Genomic DNA, 15,108 nt, shown 5'->3' with positions numbered 1-15,108 from the left:
CGGTCGGTCAGAGGTACGGAAGACGGGTCTTCCTTCCCACAGGCGGGAGAAGAGTTCGCCCGGGTTCAGCGATGCTTCGCTTCCACGTGGGCCTGTACATCGTGGTCGTCCGAGATGACCAGGCGTCCCCGGATGGTGCGTGCCTCCAGGGTGTGGTCGTTGTAGCAGCCGTAGACGATGTCCGCCTCGATGTCGCCGCTGACGTGCATGTCGCCATCGGTGTACACCGCCTGGGCCGTCAGGTCTCCGCCGACGACGATGAGCGCGCACGTCCTGCTCGCCCACCAGGGTCCGGGCTGTGCCCGTGGCGCCGAGGACTCTGCGGCACAGCTCCAGTACCCACACGAAACCGTCGGGGCCGCAGTTGCGGTTCAGTACGTCGATGAAGTGCTGGTAGCTGTCGTATGTCTCGTCCACGTGCCGTTGCAGCCTGGGGTCGTCCTCGCCTTCGGCGCGCAGTTCCGCTGCGGCCCGGCGCACGGCGTCCATGTCGATGGGCAGTGGTCCGCCCTCGGTATGGGGGTAGCGCACGTGCGCGGGCGCCCCCACCGCTTCCAGCATGGGCACGATCTGCGACCGGGCACGTCGCTGATGGTCGTTGCACTGGTCCAGGCGCAGTGCGACGCCCAGCGGGGTCTGTCGTTGGTGCGCCGTGATCGAGCAGGAAGGCGTAGACCGGGGTGGCGGTGGTGCTGTGGTGCGCGAACGAACCGCCCATGACGTCCCCGCAGGGGCCGTCGAGACGGGCGCCGTGCTCGACCAGGAGCTCCAGTACCGCCACCGACCGGTCGACGGCGGCTTGCGTCGAGGTGTCGTTGAGCAGGACGGCCCGGGCGGCGGGCGTGACTCCGATCCGGTCGCGGGCGTGCACATCCGCACCCGACTCCAGCAAGGCACGCACCACCTCCAGCGACGGCAGCGGGTCCCTGTCCTGGTACGGGGCTTGGACCGCCCGGTGCAAGGGGGTGGCCCCCTGCTCATCAGGCGCTGACACCTCGGCGCCCTCGGCCAGCAGGGCGCGGACCCTCGCAACCTGCTCCGGAGGCCGAGCGCCGTGCGCAGGGCTGACCGCGTGAAAGAGGTCGTCGTCCGTTCCCGTCGTGGCCCGGACCGTATCCGACACCGACGACGATCCGGGCCGGTGATGACGCCGGGGACGAAGGTTGGGTATCCGGTTGCGTGGTTTCACTGATCCACCCTCGACTCGCCCTGGAAAGCCTTGGCGTCCGCGTCCCTGTCTGAAGGCGTGGAGCTCGAACGCACGTGCCGGGTCAGCTTTCTCCATCCCGTCAACGGCTCCCGAGCCGTGGCCTGTTCCGGCTGGTCCGGGACCTCCGTCGGGTGCGCTGCTCGGATTTGGGCCCAGGTCGTCGCGGGGCACTGACCCTGGGGACTGACCGTCAGGAACTTTTCGTACGGCACCTCGCGGAGAGGGACGCCGATTTCCGTCCAGTGGTCCTTGCCGGAGACTTCGTCCCATCCGGCGTTGGGCATCCGGATGTGGTCGCGTCGCGTGTCCTTGTTCTGGCTGGTGATCTGCAGGACGCCGGCATGGTGCTCGTGGGAGGTCACCACGATGCAGTAGTGCTGGGATTCCTCCCCGGTCCCTTCGCGGTAGGGGACCATGGCCAGCCATATCTCGCCCGGCGCCGGAATGGTCGGTCGGCCCTGCCTGCGGGGCCGGTCCGCGGACTGCCGTCTCCGCGGTGGTAGGGCCGGACGCCTGCGGCCCCACCAGCGCACTACGAGGAAGAACACCATGGCCGTGAGCCCCGCCGCAGGGATCTCCAGCATCGAGGTGACCAGCCACTTCGCGTAGGGATCCGCCGGCTCCTCCATCGTGGCGCGCAACGCCCCCGGCTCCATTTGGGACCGGGTCAACGCCACCGCTGCCGCACAGAGACCCAGCAGCACGGCGGTACGGGCCAGCAGCAGCCACCATCGCAAGGGCTGGCCGTGGCCGGCCCACCAGGCCACAACGACCGCGGTCAGCAGGGATATCCCCGCCAGGATCGGTGGCGCGGCTCCGTCTACGTGCTGCGGAGGCGACTGCGCGGCCATGAGCCCGGGGACGACGACCGGAACCAGGAGGAGGTATCCGACCAGGTACCACTTGAACAGGAGCGCAACTGTCAGAAGACATGACTGCTCACGACGACGGCGCACAGACCCCCCTGAACCACATGTGATCGTAGAAAGCGAACAGTTCCCGCCAGGTCCGGCCGAGGGCGCCGACGCAGCACCTCGCCGGACACTCAGCCTGCGACCGCCTCGATCTTGGAGATCTGAGCGGACAGTACTTCATCGGGCAGCTCGGCTGTGTAGTGGCCGAAGGCCACCACGGTGGCGCCGCTGCGTACCACCGTGGTCCAGATCGGGATCGAGCCCGCCGCGGACGTCTTGTACGCCACCGCCTCGTCGCCCGCGTCCGGTGCGTCGGCCGCCGCGACGGTCTGGTGCCCGCCGTTCTCGTACCCCGCACAATCCTTCGCCGCTGTTCTCAGCTGCGCGAGGACGTGCTCGGCACCGGCCTGGTCAAGGGCGAAGAGTTTGATCTCCACCCCGATCCGGTCGGCAGACTGTCCGGATGCCGAAGACCCCACGGCAACGCTGTACCGGAACGCCTTCGCCTGCGGTTCGAGCTTGCCCACGGCGATGTTCAGCAGCGGCTGGCACTTGGCCGGGGAAACCCTCTTCGCAGCGCCCTCAGGAGCGGGCATACCCGCCATCTCCTCGGACATCTGAAACTCGCTCAGATCCGCATCGACCAGGACAGCGGACTGCAACTGGGCGTCGCTCAGAACCTTGGCCGACGCCTGGGGCTCAGCCGACGCCTGGGGCTTCTCACCCTCCGCAGATGCGGAAGCCGACACGGCCGCCTGGGAGGTCGTTTCCTCCGTCGTGTCGCCGGAGACCTCGGTCCCACCGCCACACGCGCTCAGCACCGTCAACGAAAGCACCCACACAGCCGCCGCAGCGCACCGTACCCGCACCGTTCACCCGCGTTCTCTCCACTCGGTCACCCCGGAGGCGTCCAGGGCCCGGTGACAACGCTTCCGCACGCTCGGTCCGAGGACTTCGGTGAAAGTACGCAATCGCCTACCTAACTCCTGAGCTGGGGACTCCTTGCACCCGGCCCCGATTCGCAGACCGTCTAGCCTGGGCCGGTGAGCACTCCCACCTCGCTGTTGCGGGCCTTTCGGCCTCAAGTCCAAGAGCGCCTCTACGACTTCTACGAAGAGCTGCGCAACGCCGACGACCTGTTCTGGGACCGCAGCCTGCGCGCGTGGGTCGCGACCGGGCACGCCGTGGTCAGCAAAGCGGCGGGTGACCCGGGGCTGTCCTCGGTGCGCTATCCCGACATCGAGGCCGTACCCGAGGAGCTGCGGCCTCTGGCCAGGGTGCTGAGCCGGCAGATGCTCTACAACGACGCCCCCGACCATCCCCGGCTACGGGCCCTGATCAGCAAGGCCTTCAGCCCTCGGGCAGTGCAGACACTGCGCGGCAGGATTGTCGAAGCCGTCGACCGGATCATCGCCCACGCGGCGCCGACCGGGCGGATGGACATCGTCGCGGACCTCGCCCGCCCTCTGCCTCTGACCATCATCTGCGACCTCCTCGACGTGCCGCAGCAGGACCGCGGCGCCCTCGCCTCCTGGTCCGAGCCGATCGCCGAGGCCATAGGCAACTCCCGGCTGGATGCCGACCGCAACCGCGAGGCCTCGCAGAGCATGACGGACATGCTCGCCTACTTCCGCGAACTCCTCACCCGCCACGACACCCCGCCGGCGCCCCACACGCTGCGCGCCATGGTGAGCGCACAGGCCGAGAACACCGACCAGGACTTCGACGAACTGCTCGCCAATTGCGCCCTGCTCCTGATCGCCGGTCACGAGACCACCACCCACTTCATCGGCAACGCCACCCTCGCCCTGCTCCGCCATCCGCACGCGGCCGACCAACTGCGCAGCCGGCCCGACCTGATGCCCGCCGCGGTCGAGGAACTCCTGCGCTACGACGCCCCGGTACAGCTGATGCTGCGCCGGGCGCGCCGCGACCTGGACCTGGCCGGCCGCACCATCACCGAAGGACAGACGGTGCTCCTGGTGGGCGGCGCCGCGAACCGGGACCCGGCGGTGTTTCCCGATCCTCATGTGCTGGATTTCGAACGGCCCGGCGGACGGCACCTGGCGTTCGGACACGGTCCGCACTTCTGCCTCGGCGCGGCCCTGGCGCGCCTGGAAGGCGCGGTCGTCCTGGAAGCACTCCTGACCCGGCTCCCCGGCCTGCGGCTCGACGGCGGCGCCCCGCAGTGGCAGCGCAGCCTCAACTTCCGCGGGCTCACCCGGCTGGACGTCGCCTTCCCCCCACCGTCGGCCGATCACGACAGCGGAACCCGGGCCGGGCCCGCCACCAGTTCCCCGTACGGCGTCGGCTCCTCGACGCATGCCGGCGTCTGCCCCGTCAGCTCGGGGCCCGGCCGCGTCACCGGCGCCTGACCGCGGCCCGCAGATCAATGAGCGCCTGCTTGAGCTGGGGAGACGCCCCGTCGTAGAGGAGTTGGCCGTGCTTCGAGTGGGGAATGACCGGCAGGCGCGCCGGCCCGACGACCGGTTGGACGCCCTCCGAGGAGGCCGTCTCATGAATCGAGCGGGGCCGTCGGGCGTTGCCGGGCGGGGAACGGGGCGGCTGATAGGAGCGAGGGGATGGCGTGGATCGCCGCCGGCTGGCTGCTGGCGTTGGCCGGGTTCAACGGGGCGCTGTTCGTGTCCTTCCGCAAGCGGACGCGATCCGAGCGACAGTTCCTCAAGGAGAGCGACGGCGCGGATGTGGTCCCGATCCAGGCGGCCTGGTGGCTCGGCGGCTCCTGGGAGAACGCGCCGGCACAGCAGGAGTGGTACGCCGCCGAGGTGGTCGCACGCCTGCTGATCGCGGCCGGAGACGCCGAGGTCGACAAGGACGGCCGGCTCACCCTGACGCCCGGGCGGTCCCGATCACTCGCGGACCCGGTTCTCGCGGCACTCGTGGCCGGCATGCGCCGACACGGGAGCGCCTCGGTCCTGCAGCTCCGCACCGAGCCGCGCTTCCAGAGGTTCCGGACGGTCCTGGAGGCGCGTCGCGCCCCCTTGCGCGAACGATTCGGCAGATACCGCGTGCCTGCTGCGACCGCCGCCTTCACGGTGGCGGTCGGCATGTCCATGCACGCGATGTTCACGCGCCACGGGGTGCCGGGGCTGCCCGACCAGGACCCGGGGTGGTGGACGACCGTGTGGATGGCCGTGTGGGCCGCCCTGGCGCCTCTCGCGGGGCTGTGGCCGGCGGAGATGTCCCGCCCCTGGCCCCGATTCACCCGCCGCTGTCGCGCCGCCGTTTCGCAGGCGCTGTCCGATGAGACCTTCGAGACCGGTTTCAGGGTCTCGCGGGCCGTGTTCTCCGAGCCCGGTCGGCGTAAGGGGAAGCCCGGTGCGGGCCGCCGCCGGCCCTCGCAGTCACCCCGCTCCCGCAAGGGACCGGCAGACGTCGATGACGACATCGGCGGCTTGGCGGACGTGGATACCTACGGCGGCGGTGACAGCGGTGACTTCGGGGGCGGCGACTGACCTGGCGAGCATGCCCTGGCACCAAGCCAGGGCGGCCGCCCGGCAGGGGACTGCACGGTCCGTAGCTTCACGGGGCTGTCCAGGACAGCGCCGACGCCGTGGGCACACCAGCCACAGCATGATGCTGGTCCTGCGGGATCAGCTGACAGGCGTACTACTCGTGGTACCGCCACTCACATCGGCGGTCAGCAGGACGCCAAGCTGATGGGCGAGACGTAGAGCGCGGACAGCACTCCGGCTCCGGCCACCTCGATCGGGACGGGGGCTGTCGCATCGGTCAGCTCCAGGTCGGACGGCAGGTACCTCTGCGGAATGTCTTCGCCGAGGTAGACCACCGAAAGCGAGCCCTGGCAGTCGGAGCCCGCGGGCGGGGCGGTGTCGGGGACTCTGCCGTCCTGCGGGCCGGCCTTGACGGAGGTGACGCTGATCGGCGTGTACTGGTACTCGTAGCGGGCGGGGGTGACGATAGTCTCCTCGCTCGTCTTCTTGAACTCGATCCAGTAGCGGGCGAGCTTGACCGTGACTGCCTTGCAGGGCCTCTGGATCGCCTCCGGGGTGAAGTTCAGGCCGGAGGAGTCCAGGGTCAAGCCCTCGGACTGGTATGCGCCGCTGCTGCTGGGCAGTTCCTTGAGATAGTCGGTCAGTTTTTCGACGCTCATGCCAGTGGTCTTCACGCACTCCGTGGGCGCGGCCGTCGTCGGGCTCGGCGCCGGAGTGGTCGGGTCGGGAGCGGCCGTGTAGCGAGCGAGCTCAGACGGGGAAGCGGTTGCCGTCGCCTTGGCGGTCGGCTTGTCGTCCGAACATCCCGAGACTGTGAGCAGCGCTGCCACGGCCGCGGCCGATATGCAGAACGTGCGTGCGCTTCCCATGAGTTCCCCCGCCTGCTTCGAGACTGCTTTCCCTCACCGGGCGGACCTGTAGGGCCGGATGAGGAGGTCCACCAGCGATGCGGTTCGGGAACGGAGCCATGTGCTCACAAGCAATCGACCATGCTGCCTGGCACAGCGTCACACACGCCGTCGCCCCTCGCGCGCGCCGCGTGCCGCTTGCGGTGAAAGCCCGTAGAGGATTGCGTAGTTCTACTGAAACAGGTCGGTCCCGCTTCGACGGCGAAGCGTGATCGGAGGCGCTGTTCTCGCGGTCCTATACGGTTCGGTATGCCCGGAGAAAGGTCCGCACTCCCTCGACGACGAGTGGCCGGACGCGGGTGTCCTCGGTCGCGTTTGCGGAGCCGAGCCTGTCCAGCGTGACGCCGAAGGCCAGTGCGATGAACTGGTCGGCCGCGAGCCGGGGGTCGGGGACGTGGAGCAGCCCGGCCGCGGCGAGGGCGGCGAACCGTTCGGCGAGTGCCTCGTCGGGGGTGTCGGCCATGGAGTTGTAGCCCTGGTGCGGCAGGTGGCCGGATTCGGCGCGGACCAGTCGTTGCAGCGTTGCGTACTCCGCCGAGCCGAGCATGTCGGTGGCGATGCGCATCGAGAAGGTGACCAGGGCGTCCTCGAGGTCGGCGGCCTCGATGGGGTCGCTGAGGGTGTCGTCGAGGGTGCGCCGGATCGTGGTGATCATTGACTGGCCGATGGTGTCGACGACTGCTTGCAGCAGCGTCTGCTTGTCGCCGAAGTAGTCGTAGACCGTCCGCTTGGACACCTCGGCGCGGGCGGCGATGGCGTCGACGCTGGACCGGTCGAAGCCGTCGGCGAGGAACAGTTCCCGGGCCGCCGCGAGGATGGCGGCCCGCTTTTGTGTGGATCCCTCGCGCAGGGTCTTCGTCTTCGTGGTCGGCATGGGCACATCCTAACTGTCCTACACTGCACGGTGTAGTGTAATACTGGCTCGGTGGATGCCGCACTCCTACACCCGCTCCGCCAGGCGGAGTTGCCGATGCGCCACCTCAACTCCCTTCAGTCCCGGGGTTCTTACTGCCGGACGACCAGGACCTCGCGACCTGTCCACACAGCACCGCGCACACCTCGCCCCGCACGAAACCGCCGCTCTGCCCGCGCCGGGCCCGGCAAAGCGGCAGTACTCCGCGAACGGCCGACCCCTTGCTCACCCGGCACCTACGGAAGGACTTCCATGACCGCAACTCTGGCTCCCCCGGTCCGTATCGGGAGGGCAGCTGTCGGAGCCCTCGGCATGCTGGCAGTCGCCACCGGTGCCTTGGAGTCGGTGGTGACGCCGACGCTCCCGCTCCTGCAACGCGAACTGGATATGAGCCCCGCCGAAGGGGCCTTGCTGAGCATCGTGCTGCTCATCACCGGCGCGCTCATCACACCGGTCGCAGGCAAGTTAGGCGACCGCTACGGCGGGAAACGGGTCCTGATCCGGCTGATGGCGGTCGTCTGTACCGGCGGGCTGGTGTCCGCCCTGGCTCCGAACCTGCCGGTGCTGCTGCTCGGTCAGGTGCTGCAGGGGGCGATGGTGGGCGCGCTGCCCCTGTCGTTCATCCTGGTGCGCGAACACCTCCCGGCGGGAGAGGCGAAGGTGGCCATCGGGGTGGTCAGCGGGTTGTTCGTCGGGGGCGGGATGGCGGGCACGCTGTCCGCCGGGCCCGTGGCGGAAGGGCTCGCCCGGCACTGGATGTTCGCGCTGCCGACGATCGCGGTCATCGGGTCCACCCTGCTGGTGAACCGGCAGATGCCGCACGATGCGCCGGGCCGCTCGGACGGCACCGGCGTCGACTGGCCCGGCCTGATCCTCCTGTGCGGGACGCTGGTCACGCTCATGCTCGTCCTCGCACTGGCCCCCGACATCGCCTCGCAGCCCCTCGTATTGGGCGCCCTCATCGTGGTGCTGGCCGCCTTCGTGACGGGATGGATCGCCGTCGAGCGTCGGGCGGCCTCGCCAATGGTCGATCTGCGCATGCTGGCACGGCCCGCGGTGTGGAAGTCGTGTGTGCTGACGTTCGTGATCTGCGTCGGCACCGCGGTACCGGTCTACCTCGTCCCGCAGCTGCTCGCGGTGCCCGTCGACGAGTACGGGTTCGGGGCCGGCGCCACGGCGATCGGCTTCTACCTGCTGCCCGGCGCCGTGGCCGCCTCGCTGGCCGGACCGACCAGCGGACTCGGGGCGCGACGCTACGGCTCGCGTGCCGTCGTCACCGCCGGGATCGCCCTCCTGGCCGCCGGCCTGATCGCGCTGGCCGCCGTGCACACCGAGATCTGGCACCTCGTCGTCGGCAAGATGATGATCGCGCTGGCCAACGGCCTGTGCGTCACCGCGATGGTGACCAGCACCGCCACGTCCGTCGACCGAGGTGACACCGGCATCGCCACGAGCCTGGTCCTGGTGACCCGCGTGCTCGGCTTCGCCGTCGGTGTCCAGGCCAGTGGTGCGATCCTCACCGCCGCCACCCCCTCCGGGACGGATGTCCCGGCCGAATCGGCCTTCGTCACCTGCTTCGCCATCGCCGGCGCCGTCACGGCACTGTCCCTGCTTCTCGCCCGCACCATGAGCAAAGGAGTCACAGCATGACGCGCACCGATCTCTCGAGGCACATCAACACCATGCCGAGGGGCAAGGTCCTGATATCCGGGGCCAGCATCGCGGGGCCCGCCCTCGGGTTCTGGCTGAACCGCTACGGCTTCACGGTCACGGTGGTCGAGAAGGCAAGCGCACTACGCGGCGGCGGTTACCCCATCGACGTGCGCGGCACCGCACTCGAGGTCGTCCGCAGGATGGGCATCCTGCCGCAACTGCGGGACGCACACATCGATCTGCGCCGGCTGACCTTCCTCGACGCAGACGGCGGCAAGGTCGCCTCGGTCAACCCGCACACCGTTACCGGCGGTGTCGCGGGACGCGACCTTGAGGTGCCGCGCGGGGAACTGACCGACGCTCTCCATGCGGCGGTCCGTGACGACGTGGAGTTCTTGTTCAACGACTCCATCGACAGCCTCGACCAGTCCGAGCACGGGGTCGACGTCACCTTCCGCGGGGGCGGCCGGCGTACGTTCGACATGGTGTTCGGCGCGGACGGTCTGCACTCACGTACCCGCGAGCTCCTGTTCGGCCCCGAAGAGCAGTTCCACCGGTACCTCGGCTACTGCTTCGCCGGATTCACCATGTCCAACACCTTCGGACTTTCCCACGAGCTCACGATGTGGAACACCCCGGGCCGGGCCGCGGCACTCTACGCGGTGGGCGACAACGACGACGTGCACGCCTTCCTGAACTTCGCTCATCCACAACCGCCGTACGACGCCTTCCGCAACCCGCAAGCCCAACGGGACCTGGTCGCCGCGGTCTTCGCCGATGCGCGATGGGAAGTCCCCGGCATGCTGGCCGCCATGCGCGACGCGGACGACCTGTTCTTCGACGCGGTCAGCCAGATCCGCATGCCCCGCTGGTCCAAGGGCAGGGTCGCGCTGGTGGGCGACGCCGCGTACGCGCCCTCGTTCCTCACCGGACAGGGCTCCAGCCTCGCGCTCGTCGGCGCCTACATGCTCGCCGGCTCCCTGGCCGACCGGACCCACACCGCGGGGCTTGCCGCCTACGAACACGCCATCCGTGAGTTCGTGACCGTGAACCAGGATCAGGTCGGCGAGGGCGACGCCACACTCTTCCCCACCACCGCTCGAGCCCTGGAGCAGCGCAACGACATGCTGCGCAGTCTCAGCGTCATGCCTTCCGGAGAGGGCCGACCGGCCCACTCCGCCCTCACCCTGCCCGAGTTCATGCCCGTGACGTGAGCGAGGCCGGCGGTGAACTGCCCAGTGGGCCGTGCCTCATGGAGTCACCAGCACCGCGATGAATCCGGCCAGTGCCGCCAGCAGCCCGAGGCATGTCAGCACGCATGCCGCCTTCGGAGCCTTCCTCGTGAAGCGCTCCGACACCTGGTACATCGCGGAGATGAGGAGTAGCGCCGCCGTGACGTGCAACAGCACCGCCAGGCTCACCCCGACGACCGCGCCGGCCCTCCAGAAGCGCCCCCAGGTCACCGCCCAGCCCACCGAGAACACGATCGCCGCCGTCAGCCCGCCGACGAGTTCCTCCCACCAAGGCCGGTTCCCCATCCACCACAGGTTGCCGAGCCAGGAGATCCCGACGTCGAAAAGGTCGATGGTCGCCCAGGTGCCGAGCACCAGAATTCCCAAGCCGGTCAGTCCCACAATCAGGCGGTAACGCCACTGGAGCCACGTCGGCCAGTCCGTTCCCTCGCCGCGCCACATGGTCGCCATCGCCACCGCCGACCAGATCAGCCACCGCCGGATCAGCGCGGTGCCGGCATCCGCCATCGCATCGCGCAGCACGCGGTCGGCTTCCGCACGCCGCACGACCTGGCCGTCGGTCGAGGTGTACTCCGGGACACCCTCCGGATGGCTCAGTCCGTCGTGCAGCAGTGTGGCCGGGAGATGCTCGCCGGTTTTCGGCACGAGCCAGGTGAGAAACGCGGGAACCGAGGTCAGGTCGGTGCAGAAAGTGCCGGTCTCCCGCGGCACCAGGAGCTCGCCCAGGTGCCGGTCGCGGTACGCGATGCGGCGCTGCATCATGAAGTACTCGTGGCGGCCCACGATGACCCGCTTGAGCTCGATACGGGCATCGGAGCCGGGGTCGGGCAAGACTTCCGGTCGTCCCGCCGAAGCGTCGATGCCACCGTCGTAGAACCGGCGCGGCTCCTGGGCGATCGGGCCACCTCCGCCAGATACAGCCATGGGCGTCTCCCTCGTGCCAAACCGGTTCCTATCCCATTCCTTCCGACGGGAGACTGCCGCTACTCATCTTCCCCGTGGTCAGTCACCCAGAAGTGTCCATCGGCTCCCCTGCGCCGACTGCGCGCTCGGGCGGGCAGAGCATCCCAGCCCCGATGCTCGCCGCAGCGAGTCGTCCAACAGACCGTGCGGCCGAGACGGCTACTCCGTCTGACGCAATGCTGCGCCGTGTGGACCGCGAAGTCATCGCCGCCAAAAGCCGGTTGAGATGGTCCCCTTGATGGGGAAGGGTCTGTGGTCATGGAGTTCTTCTGCTACCACCGTGATCGGCCCGGCTCCCTCGCGTTGCGCGAGGAGTTGCTGGAGGAGCACTGGTCCTACATGGACCGGTACGCGAAGGAGCTGATCGCTCGCGGCCCGACCTTCGCCGATGACGGTGAAACCCCCACCGGCAGCGTGCACATCGTCGACCTGCCCGATCCCGCCGCCGCCCGGGCGTTCGCCTTCGACGAGCCCAACTACCAGGCCGGCGCGTACCGGGACGTGCTGCTGCGCCGGTGGCGCAACGTGCTGGGGCGCACCATGTGGGACTTCCCCGGCGGCCGGACCGATGGCAACCGCTACCTGGTGCTCGGCCTCGGCGAGGGCCCGGCCGCCGACCTCGCCCTGCCGCAGGACGGGGACGAGCTGATCGCGTACGGGCCGTTGTTGTCCGACGACGGCGACACCTGGCTGGGTACGGCGGTGCTGCTCAGGGCCCCGGATCCGGACACGGCACGCGCCTTCCTGACTCCGGGACGGTACGCGGACATCGAGGTCCACGACTGGGAGTTCGGCGGGCGTCGATGAGCCACGAAGGCACCGGGCTGATGTCGTCTCCGGAACGCATCGACCTGGGGCAGGAGCGGTGACGGTGGCGCTGCGGGCGGTTCCACTGGTGGGCGGGCCGGTGGAGTTGCGGGGTGCCCTGGACCTGGAGACCACACAGGCAGGGGTGATGCCGCGCCGGCTGCCCGCGTGGACCAAGGAGCAGTACCAGGACCCGTCGGTCTACGGGGTGACCCTGATGCCGTCGGGCGTGCGGCTGGTGTTCCGCACTGATGCGCGCACGTTGGAGTTGGAGGTACTCACCTCCACCGGCCAGCTCGACTCCGACCCCCACCCCCGCCCGACCGGGATGCTGGAGTTGCTGGTGGACGGCGCGTTGGCCGGACGTCAGCAGGCGCCGGTGGGCAACGTGCTGCGGATGGCGGGCCCCGGGGTCGTACAGCGACTCATTCCGGGCGAGCCAGGGACCGTACGGTTCGCCGGGCTGCCGGCCGGCATGAAGAGCGTCGAGGTGTGGCTACCGCAGCAGAACCCAACGGAACTGGTGGCACTGCGCGCTGACGGCGACGTGCTGGCGCCGCTGTCGGACGGGCGGCGCCGCTGGGTGCACCACGGCAGCTCCATCAGCCAGTGCATCGAGGCTGATGGCCCGACCGGGACCTGGCCGGTGGTGGCAGCCGCGCTCGGAGAGGTGGAGGTGATCAACCTCAGCCAGGCGGGCAACGCACTGCTCGATCCCTACGTCGCCCGGACGATCCGCGATACGCCCGCCGACCTGATCAGCCTCAAGGTGGGCATCAACATCGTGAGCCTGTCCGCCTTCCGGCTGCGGACGTTCGGCCCGGCGGTACACGGGTTCCTGGACACGATCCGGGACGGACACCCCGACACCCCGCTGCTGTTGGTCTCTCCGGTGAGCTGTCCGGCCCTGGAGGAGACTCCCGGGCCGACCGTGACCGGCCCGGACGGGAGACTCGCCGCCTTGGGCGACCCGGCCGAAGTGGCCGGCGGGGCATTGTCATTGGCGGTCGTCCGTGCCGAGCTGGCCCGGATCGCTGGGGCACGTCAGGCGTCCGATCCCCATCTCCACTATCTCGACGGACGCGAGCTGCTCGGCCCCGACGAGGCGGATGATCTGGCCGACGGCCTGCACCCCACCGCCGCCGCATACCGTCGAATGGGTAAGCGCTTTGCGGCTCACGCCTTCGCGACCGAGGGCCCCTTCCGTTGAGACAGCTCGGCTTCCCACCGTGCACCAGGGTGGAGCGTCGGCGGTTGGCGGCCCGTGCTGACTCGGTTGGTCGAGGAGTTTTCCCCCGTGCTGAGACCGCCGTGGAGGTTCCGGTCGGTGGCGGAGACCCAACACCAATGATCACCGGAGTCACCAGGGAGCCCGCAGCATGACCGGCACCACGGAAGCCCTTGGCGGGTCGGCTGCAGTCAACGATGCAGTACGAAGCGTCACGCGCCCGTTCTACGTATACGCCGTGCTCGCCAACTCGCTGTTCCAGCGTGGCGTATTCGTCATCTTCCTTTATCAGCGAGGCTTCTCCGCCGGGCAAGTGGCCCTCCTTCAGACACTGCTCTACCTGGTCAGCGGACTTGCGGAGTTGCCGACGGGAGTCATCGCCGACCGAATCGGCAGGCGCGCCAGCATCGTGATCGGCCAGATGCTGATAGCTGGATGTCTGCTCGGCCAGGGGACGTTCTCCAACTACTGGGTGTTCCTGGCACTGTTCATGGGGCAGGGCGTGGGCATGGCATGTGTGTCCGGCTCGGACACCGCCCTGCTGTACGACCTGCTCGTGCGTCGTGGTGCAACGGCCGGCTACATCAAGATCAAGTCCCGGTTCACCATGCTCGGGACGGTCACCTCGGGAGCCGCCATCGTCCTCGGTGGCCAACTGCAGCAGATCTCCTGGGGAGTCGTCTACATCGGTTCGGCGGCGTGCCTCGCCCTGGCTGTGGTGGTGCTGATGTCACGGGTGCCCGAGATCCGCGGCGCGGACGCGGTGGACGAGCAGGAGGGAGCCGAGGGGCACGGCGACGCCACAACATGGCGGGCGATGCTTCGGGTCGCCACGCCGGCGCTCGTGACGCTTGTCGTGGTGTCGGGATTGATGCATGCGACTTTGACGCCGTACATCATCTTTGCGCAGAAGACCCTCTCCGATCAGGGAGCGGACACCGCATGGGTCAGCGTGGTCATATCGGCGGGATTCCTCGCCGGCGGGCTCACTCCGCTGCTGTCGGACCGCGCGGACCGGCGCATCGGATATCGGGTCATCGTCCCGGTGTCCCTCCTGACGCTCGCCGCGGCACTCGCCCTGAGCGGCCTCGGCCTTGTCTGGGTCACCATCGCCGCGTTCCTGGCCCTGGTGGGGATTCCCGAGATCGCCGCCGTGATCGTGGACAACGTGTTCAACGAGGCCGTGCCGTCACGCCACCGGGCGAGCCTGTTGTCGATGATCGCATTCGTGGAGTCGGCACTCATCGGCCTCGGCTATCTCGTCCTCGGCGCGCTCATGGACGGGCTGGGTTCCAGTGCGGGCATGGCCGCCTACGCCGCGGTCCCTCTGCTGGCATGCCTCCTGTGGCTTCCGGTGCTCTTTCGAGGGGCACGGGTGACCACCGGGATCGAGAGGCCCGCTGACGAAAAGGAATTCTGAAACAGAGCGTCTCGAGGAACATGCCGGTGGGCCCCGGATACCTCCGGAGCCCACCGGCATGGTGTTGAGCGGCGGATTACCAGCGATACCAGCGGCCCCTGCGGCCACCTGTGTCCGCGGAGCGCATGACGAAGCCCAGCAGCCAGACGACCAGCACGATGACCGCGATCCACCACAGTGCCTTCAGAGCGAAACCCGCACCGAAGAGGATCAGAGCCAGCAGAAGAACGAGAAGCAGGGGAACCATAGTTATCAACCTCCGTAGCTCCTAGTGCCCAGCGAATTCAGGAACACGCGGTCGATTTCCCTGGTTTGTCCACTACCTATGCGGGCACTCACCCAGATTCCCCGGCGTCACGCGGC

15 protein-coding genes are annotated in these 15,108 nt (G+C 68.9%); 7 read left to right on the top strand and 8 right to left on the bottom strand.

Features of this window, described 5'->3' with window-relative positions; genetic code table 11:
• Nucleotides 1–65: 65 nt before the first annotated feature.
• The 4 genes from ACIOHP_RS31135 to ACIOHP_RS31120 form a co-directional block, all read right to left on the bottom strand.
• Nucleotides 66–209 carry a hypothetical protein gene (locus ACIOHP_RS31135; protein WP_401892678.1) on the bottom strand — a complete coding sequence of 48 codons (144 nt, stop codon included), beginning with the start codon at nucleotides 207–209 and terminating at the stop codon, nucleotides 66–68.
• Nucleotides 210–238: 29 nt separating this feature from the next.
• Nucleotides 239–1,285 carry an ankyrin repeat domain-containing protein gene (locus ACIOHP_RS31130; RefSeq protein ID WP_401892676.1) on the bottom strand — a complete coding sequence of 349 codons (1,047 nt, stop codon included), beginning with the start codon at nucleotides 1,283–1,285 and terminating at the stop codon, nucleotides 239–241.
• Nucleotides 1,186–2,166, bottom strand: a complete 981-nt coding sequence (locus ACIOHP_RS31125; protein WP_401892674.1) for a hypothetical protein — start codon at nucleotides 2,164–2,166, stop codon at nucleotides 1,186–1,188. The genes ACIOHP_RS31130 and ACIOHP_RS31125 overlap by 100 nt, the downstream gene beginning before the upstream one ends.
• An 89-nt stretch (nucleotides 2,167–2,255) precedes the next feature.
• Entirely contained in the window at nucleotides 2,256–2,951 is a 696-nt protein-coding gene (locus ACIOHP_RS31120) for a hypothetical protein (RefSeq protein WP_401892671.1), read from the bottom strand.
• Nucleotides 2,952–3,167: 216 nt separating this feature from the next.
• On the opposite strand from ACIOHP_RS31120, the gene ACIOHP_RS31115 reads away from it, so the two are divergent.
• Together ACIOHP_RS31115 and ACIOHP_RS31110 are read left to right on the top strand one after the other, a co-directional pair.
• Nucleotides 3,168–4,499, top strand: coding sequence for a cytochrome P450 (locus ACIOHP_RS31115; RefSeq protein ID WP_401892669.1), 1,332 nt, complete (start codon nucleotides 3,168–3,170; stop codon nucleotides 4,497–4,499).
• A 207-nt stretch (nucleotides 4,500–4,706) separates the two neighbouring features.
• Nucleotides 4,707–5,600, top strand: coding sequence for a hypothetical protein (locus ACIOHP_RS31110; protein ID WP_401892666.1), 894 nt, complete (start codon nucleotides 4,707–4,709; stop codon nucleotides 5,598–5,600).
• Nucleotides 5,601–5,785: 185 nt separating this feature from the next.
• Here the strand turns inward: ACIOHP_RS31110 and ACIOHP_RS31105 are convergent, their stop codons facing one another.
• Together ACIOHP_RS31105 and ACIOHP_RS31100 are read right to left on the bottom strand one after the other, a co-directional pair.
• Nucleotides 5,786–6,259: a hypothetical protein gene (locus ACIOHP_RS31105; RefSeq protein WP_401892663.1), complete on the bottom strand. Its 474-nt coding sequence runs from the start codon at nucleotides 6,257–6,259 to the stop codon at nucleotides 5,786–5,788.
• A gap of 484 nt (nucleotides 6,260–6,743) precedes the next feature.
• Nucleotides 6,744–7,382 (bottom strand): TetR/AcrR family transcriptional regulator, encoded by a 639-nt coding sequence (locus ACIOHP_RS31100; protein WP_401892660.1) that lies wholly within the window; start codon nucleotides 7,380–7,382, stop codon nucleotides 6,744–6,746.
• Nucleotides 7,383–7,673: 291 nt separating this feature from the next.
• On the opposite strand from ACIOHP_RS31100, the gene ACIOHP_RS31095 reads away from it, so the two are divergent.
• Nucleotides 7,674–9,071, top strand: a complete 1,398-nt coding sequence (locus ACIOHP_RS31095; RefSeq protein ID WP_401892659.1) for an MFS transporter — start codon at nucleotides 7,674–7,676, stop codon at nucleotides 9,069–9,071.
• A complete protein-coding gene (locus ACIOHP_RS31090) occupies nucleotides 9,068–10,288 on the top strand; it encodes an FAD-dependent monooxygenase (RefSeq protein WP_401892657.1) in 1,221 nt (406 codons plus the stop codon). The genes ACIOHP_RS31095 and ACIOHP_RS31090 overlap by 4 nt, the downstream gene beginning before the upstream one ends.
• 36 nt (nucleotides 10,289–10,324) lie before the next feature.
• Here ACIOHP_RS31090 and ACIOHP_RS31085 read toward each other — a convergent pair whose 3' ends face one another.
• Nucleotides 10,325–11,158, bottom strand: coding sequence for a DUF1353 domain-containing protein (locus tag ACIOHP_RS31085; protein ID WP_401892655.1), 834 nt, complete (start codon nucleotides 11,156–11,158; stop codon nucleotides 10,325–10,327).
• 390 nt (nucleotides 11,159–11,548) lie between these two features.
• On the opposite strand from ACIOHP_RS31085, the gene ACIOHP_RS31080 reads away from it, so the two are divergent.
• From ACIOHP_RS31080 to ACIOHP_RS31070, 3 genes are all read left to right on the top strand, one after another.
• Complete coding sequence (locus ACIOHP_RS31080) at nucleotides 11,549–12,097, top strand: YciI family protein (RefSeq protein ID WP_401892652.1); 549 nt, start codon at nucleotides 11,549–11,551, stop codon at nucleotides 12,095–12,097.
• A gap of 58 nt (nucleotides 12,098–12,155) precedes the next feature.
• Nucleotides 12,156–13,307: a GDSL-type esterase/lipase family protein gene (locus ACIOHP_RS31075; RefSeq protein ID WP_401892649.1), complete on the top strand. Its 1,152-nt coding sequence runs from the start codon at nucleotides 12,156–12,158 to the stop codon at nucleotides 13,305–13,307.
• Between the two features lie 169 nt (nucleotides 13,308–13,476).
• Nucleotides 13,477–14,745, top strand: coding sequence for an MFS transporter (locus ACIOHP_RS31070; RefSeq protein WP_401892647.1), 1,269 nt, complete (start codon nucleotides 13,477–13,479; stop codon nucleotides 14,743–14,745).
• Between the two features lie 76 nt (nucleotides 14,746–14,821).
• On the opposite strand, the gene ACIOHP_RS31065 is transcribed toward ACIOHP_RS31070, so the two are convergent.
• Nucleotides 14,822–14,992: a DUF5670 family protein gene (locus ACIOHP_RS31065; RefSeq protein ID WP_045563097.1), complete on the bottom strand. Its 171-nt coding sequence runs from the start codon at nucleotides 14,990–14,992 to the stop codon at nucleotides 14,822–14,824.
• Nucleotides 14,993–15,108 lie beyond the last annotated feature (116 nt).

Origin of the sequence: Streptomyces sp. NPDC087859 (assembly GCF_044742595.1) — a bacterium.
Classification (GTDB): domain Bacteria; phylum Actinomycetota; class Actinomycetes; order Streptomycetales; family Streptomycetaceae; genus Streptomyces; species Streptomyces canus_F.
This window is presented reverse-complemented; position numbering and strand designations above follow the sequence as displayed.

Bases quoted from the DNA above. Each gene is read 5' to 3' on its own strand.
- ACIOHP_RS31135 (WP_401892678.1), bottom strand. From the start codon at position 209: ATGCACGTCAGCGGCGACATCGAGGCGGACATCGTCTACGGCTGCTAC.
- ACIOHP_RS31130 (WP_401892676.1), bottom strand. From the start codon at position 1,285: ATGGAGAAAGCTGACCCGGCACGTGCGTTCGAGCTCCACGCCTTCAGA.
- ACIOHP_RS31110 (WP_401892666.1), top strand. From the start codon at position 4,707: ATGGCGTGGATCGCCGCCGGCTGGCTGCTGGCGTTGGCCGGGTTCAAC.
- ACIOHP_RS31105 (WP_401892663.1), bottom strand. From the start codon at position 6,259: ATGAGCGTCGAAAAACTGACCGACTATCTCAAGGAACTGCCCAGCAGC.
- ACIOHP_RS31100 (WP_401892660.1), bottom strand. From the start codon at position 7,382: ATGCCGACCACGAAGACGAAGACCCTGCGCGAGGGATCCACACAAAAG.
- ACIOHP_RS31095 (WP_401892659.1), top strand. From the start codon at position 7,674: ATGACCGCAACTCTGGCTCCCCCGGTCCGTATCGGGAGGGCAGCTGTC.
- ACIOHP_RS31090 (WP_401892657.1), top strand. From the start codon at position 9,068: ATGACGCGCACCGATCTCTCGAGGCACATCAACACCATGCCGAGGGGC.
- ACIOHP_RS31080 (WP_401892652.1), top strand. From the start codon at position 11,549: ATGGAGTTCTTCTGCTACCACCGTGATCGGCCCGGCTCCCTCGCGTTG.
- ACIOHP_RS31070 (WP_401892647.1), top strand. From the start codon at position 13,477: ATGACCGGCACCACGGAAGCCCTTGGCGGGTCGGCTGCAGTCAACGAT.
- ACIOHP_RS31065 (WP_045563097.1), bottom strand. From the start codon at position 14,992: ATGGTTCCCCTGCTTCTCGTTCTTCTGCTGGCTCTGATCCTCTTCGGT.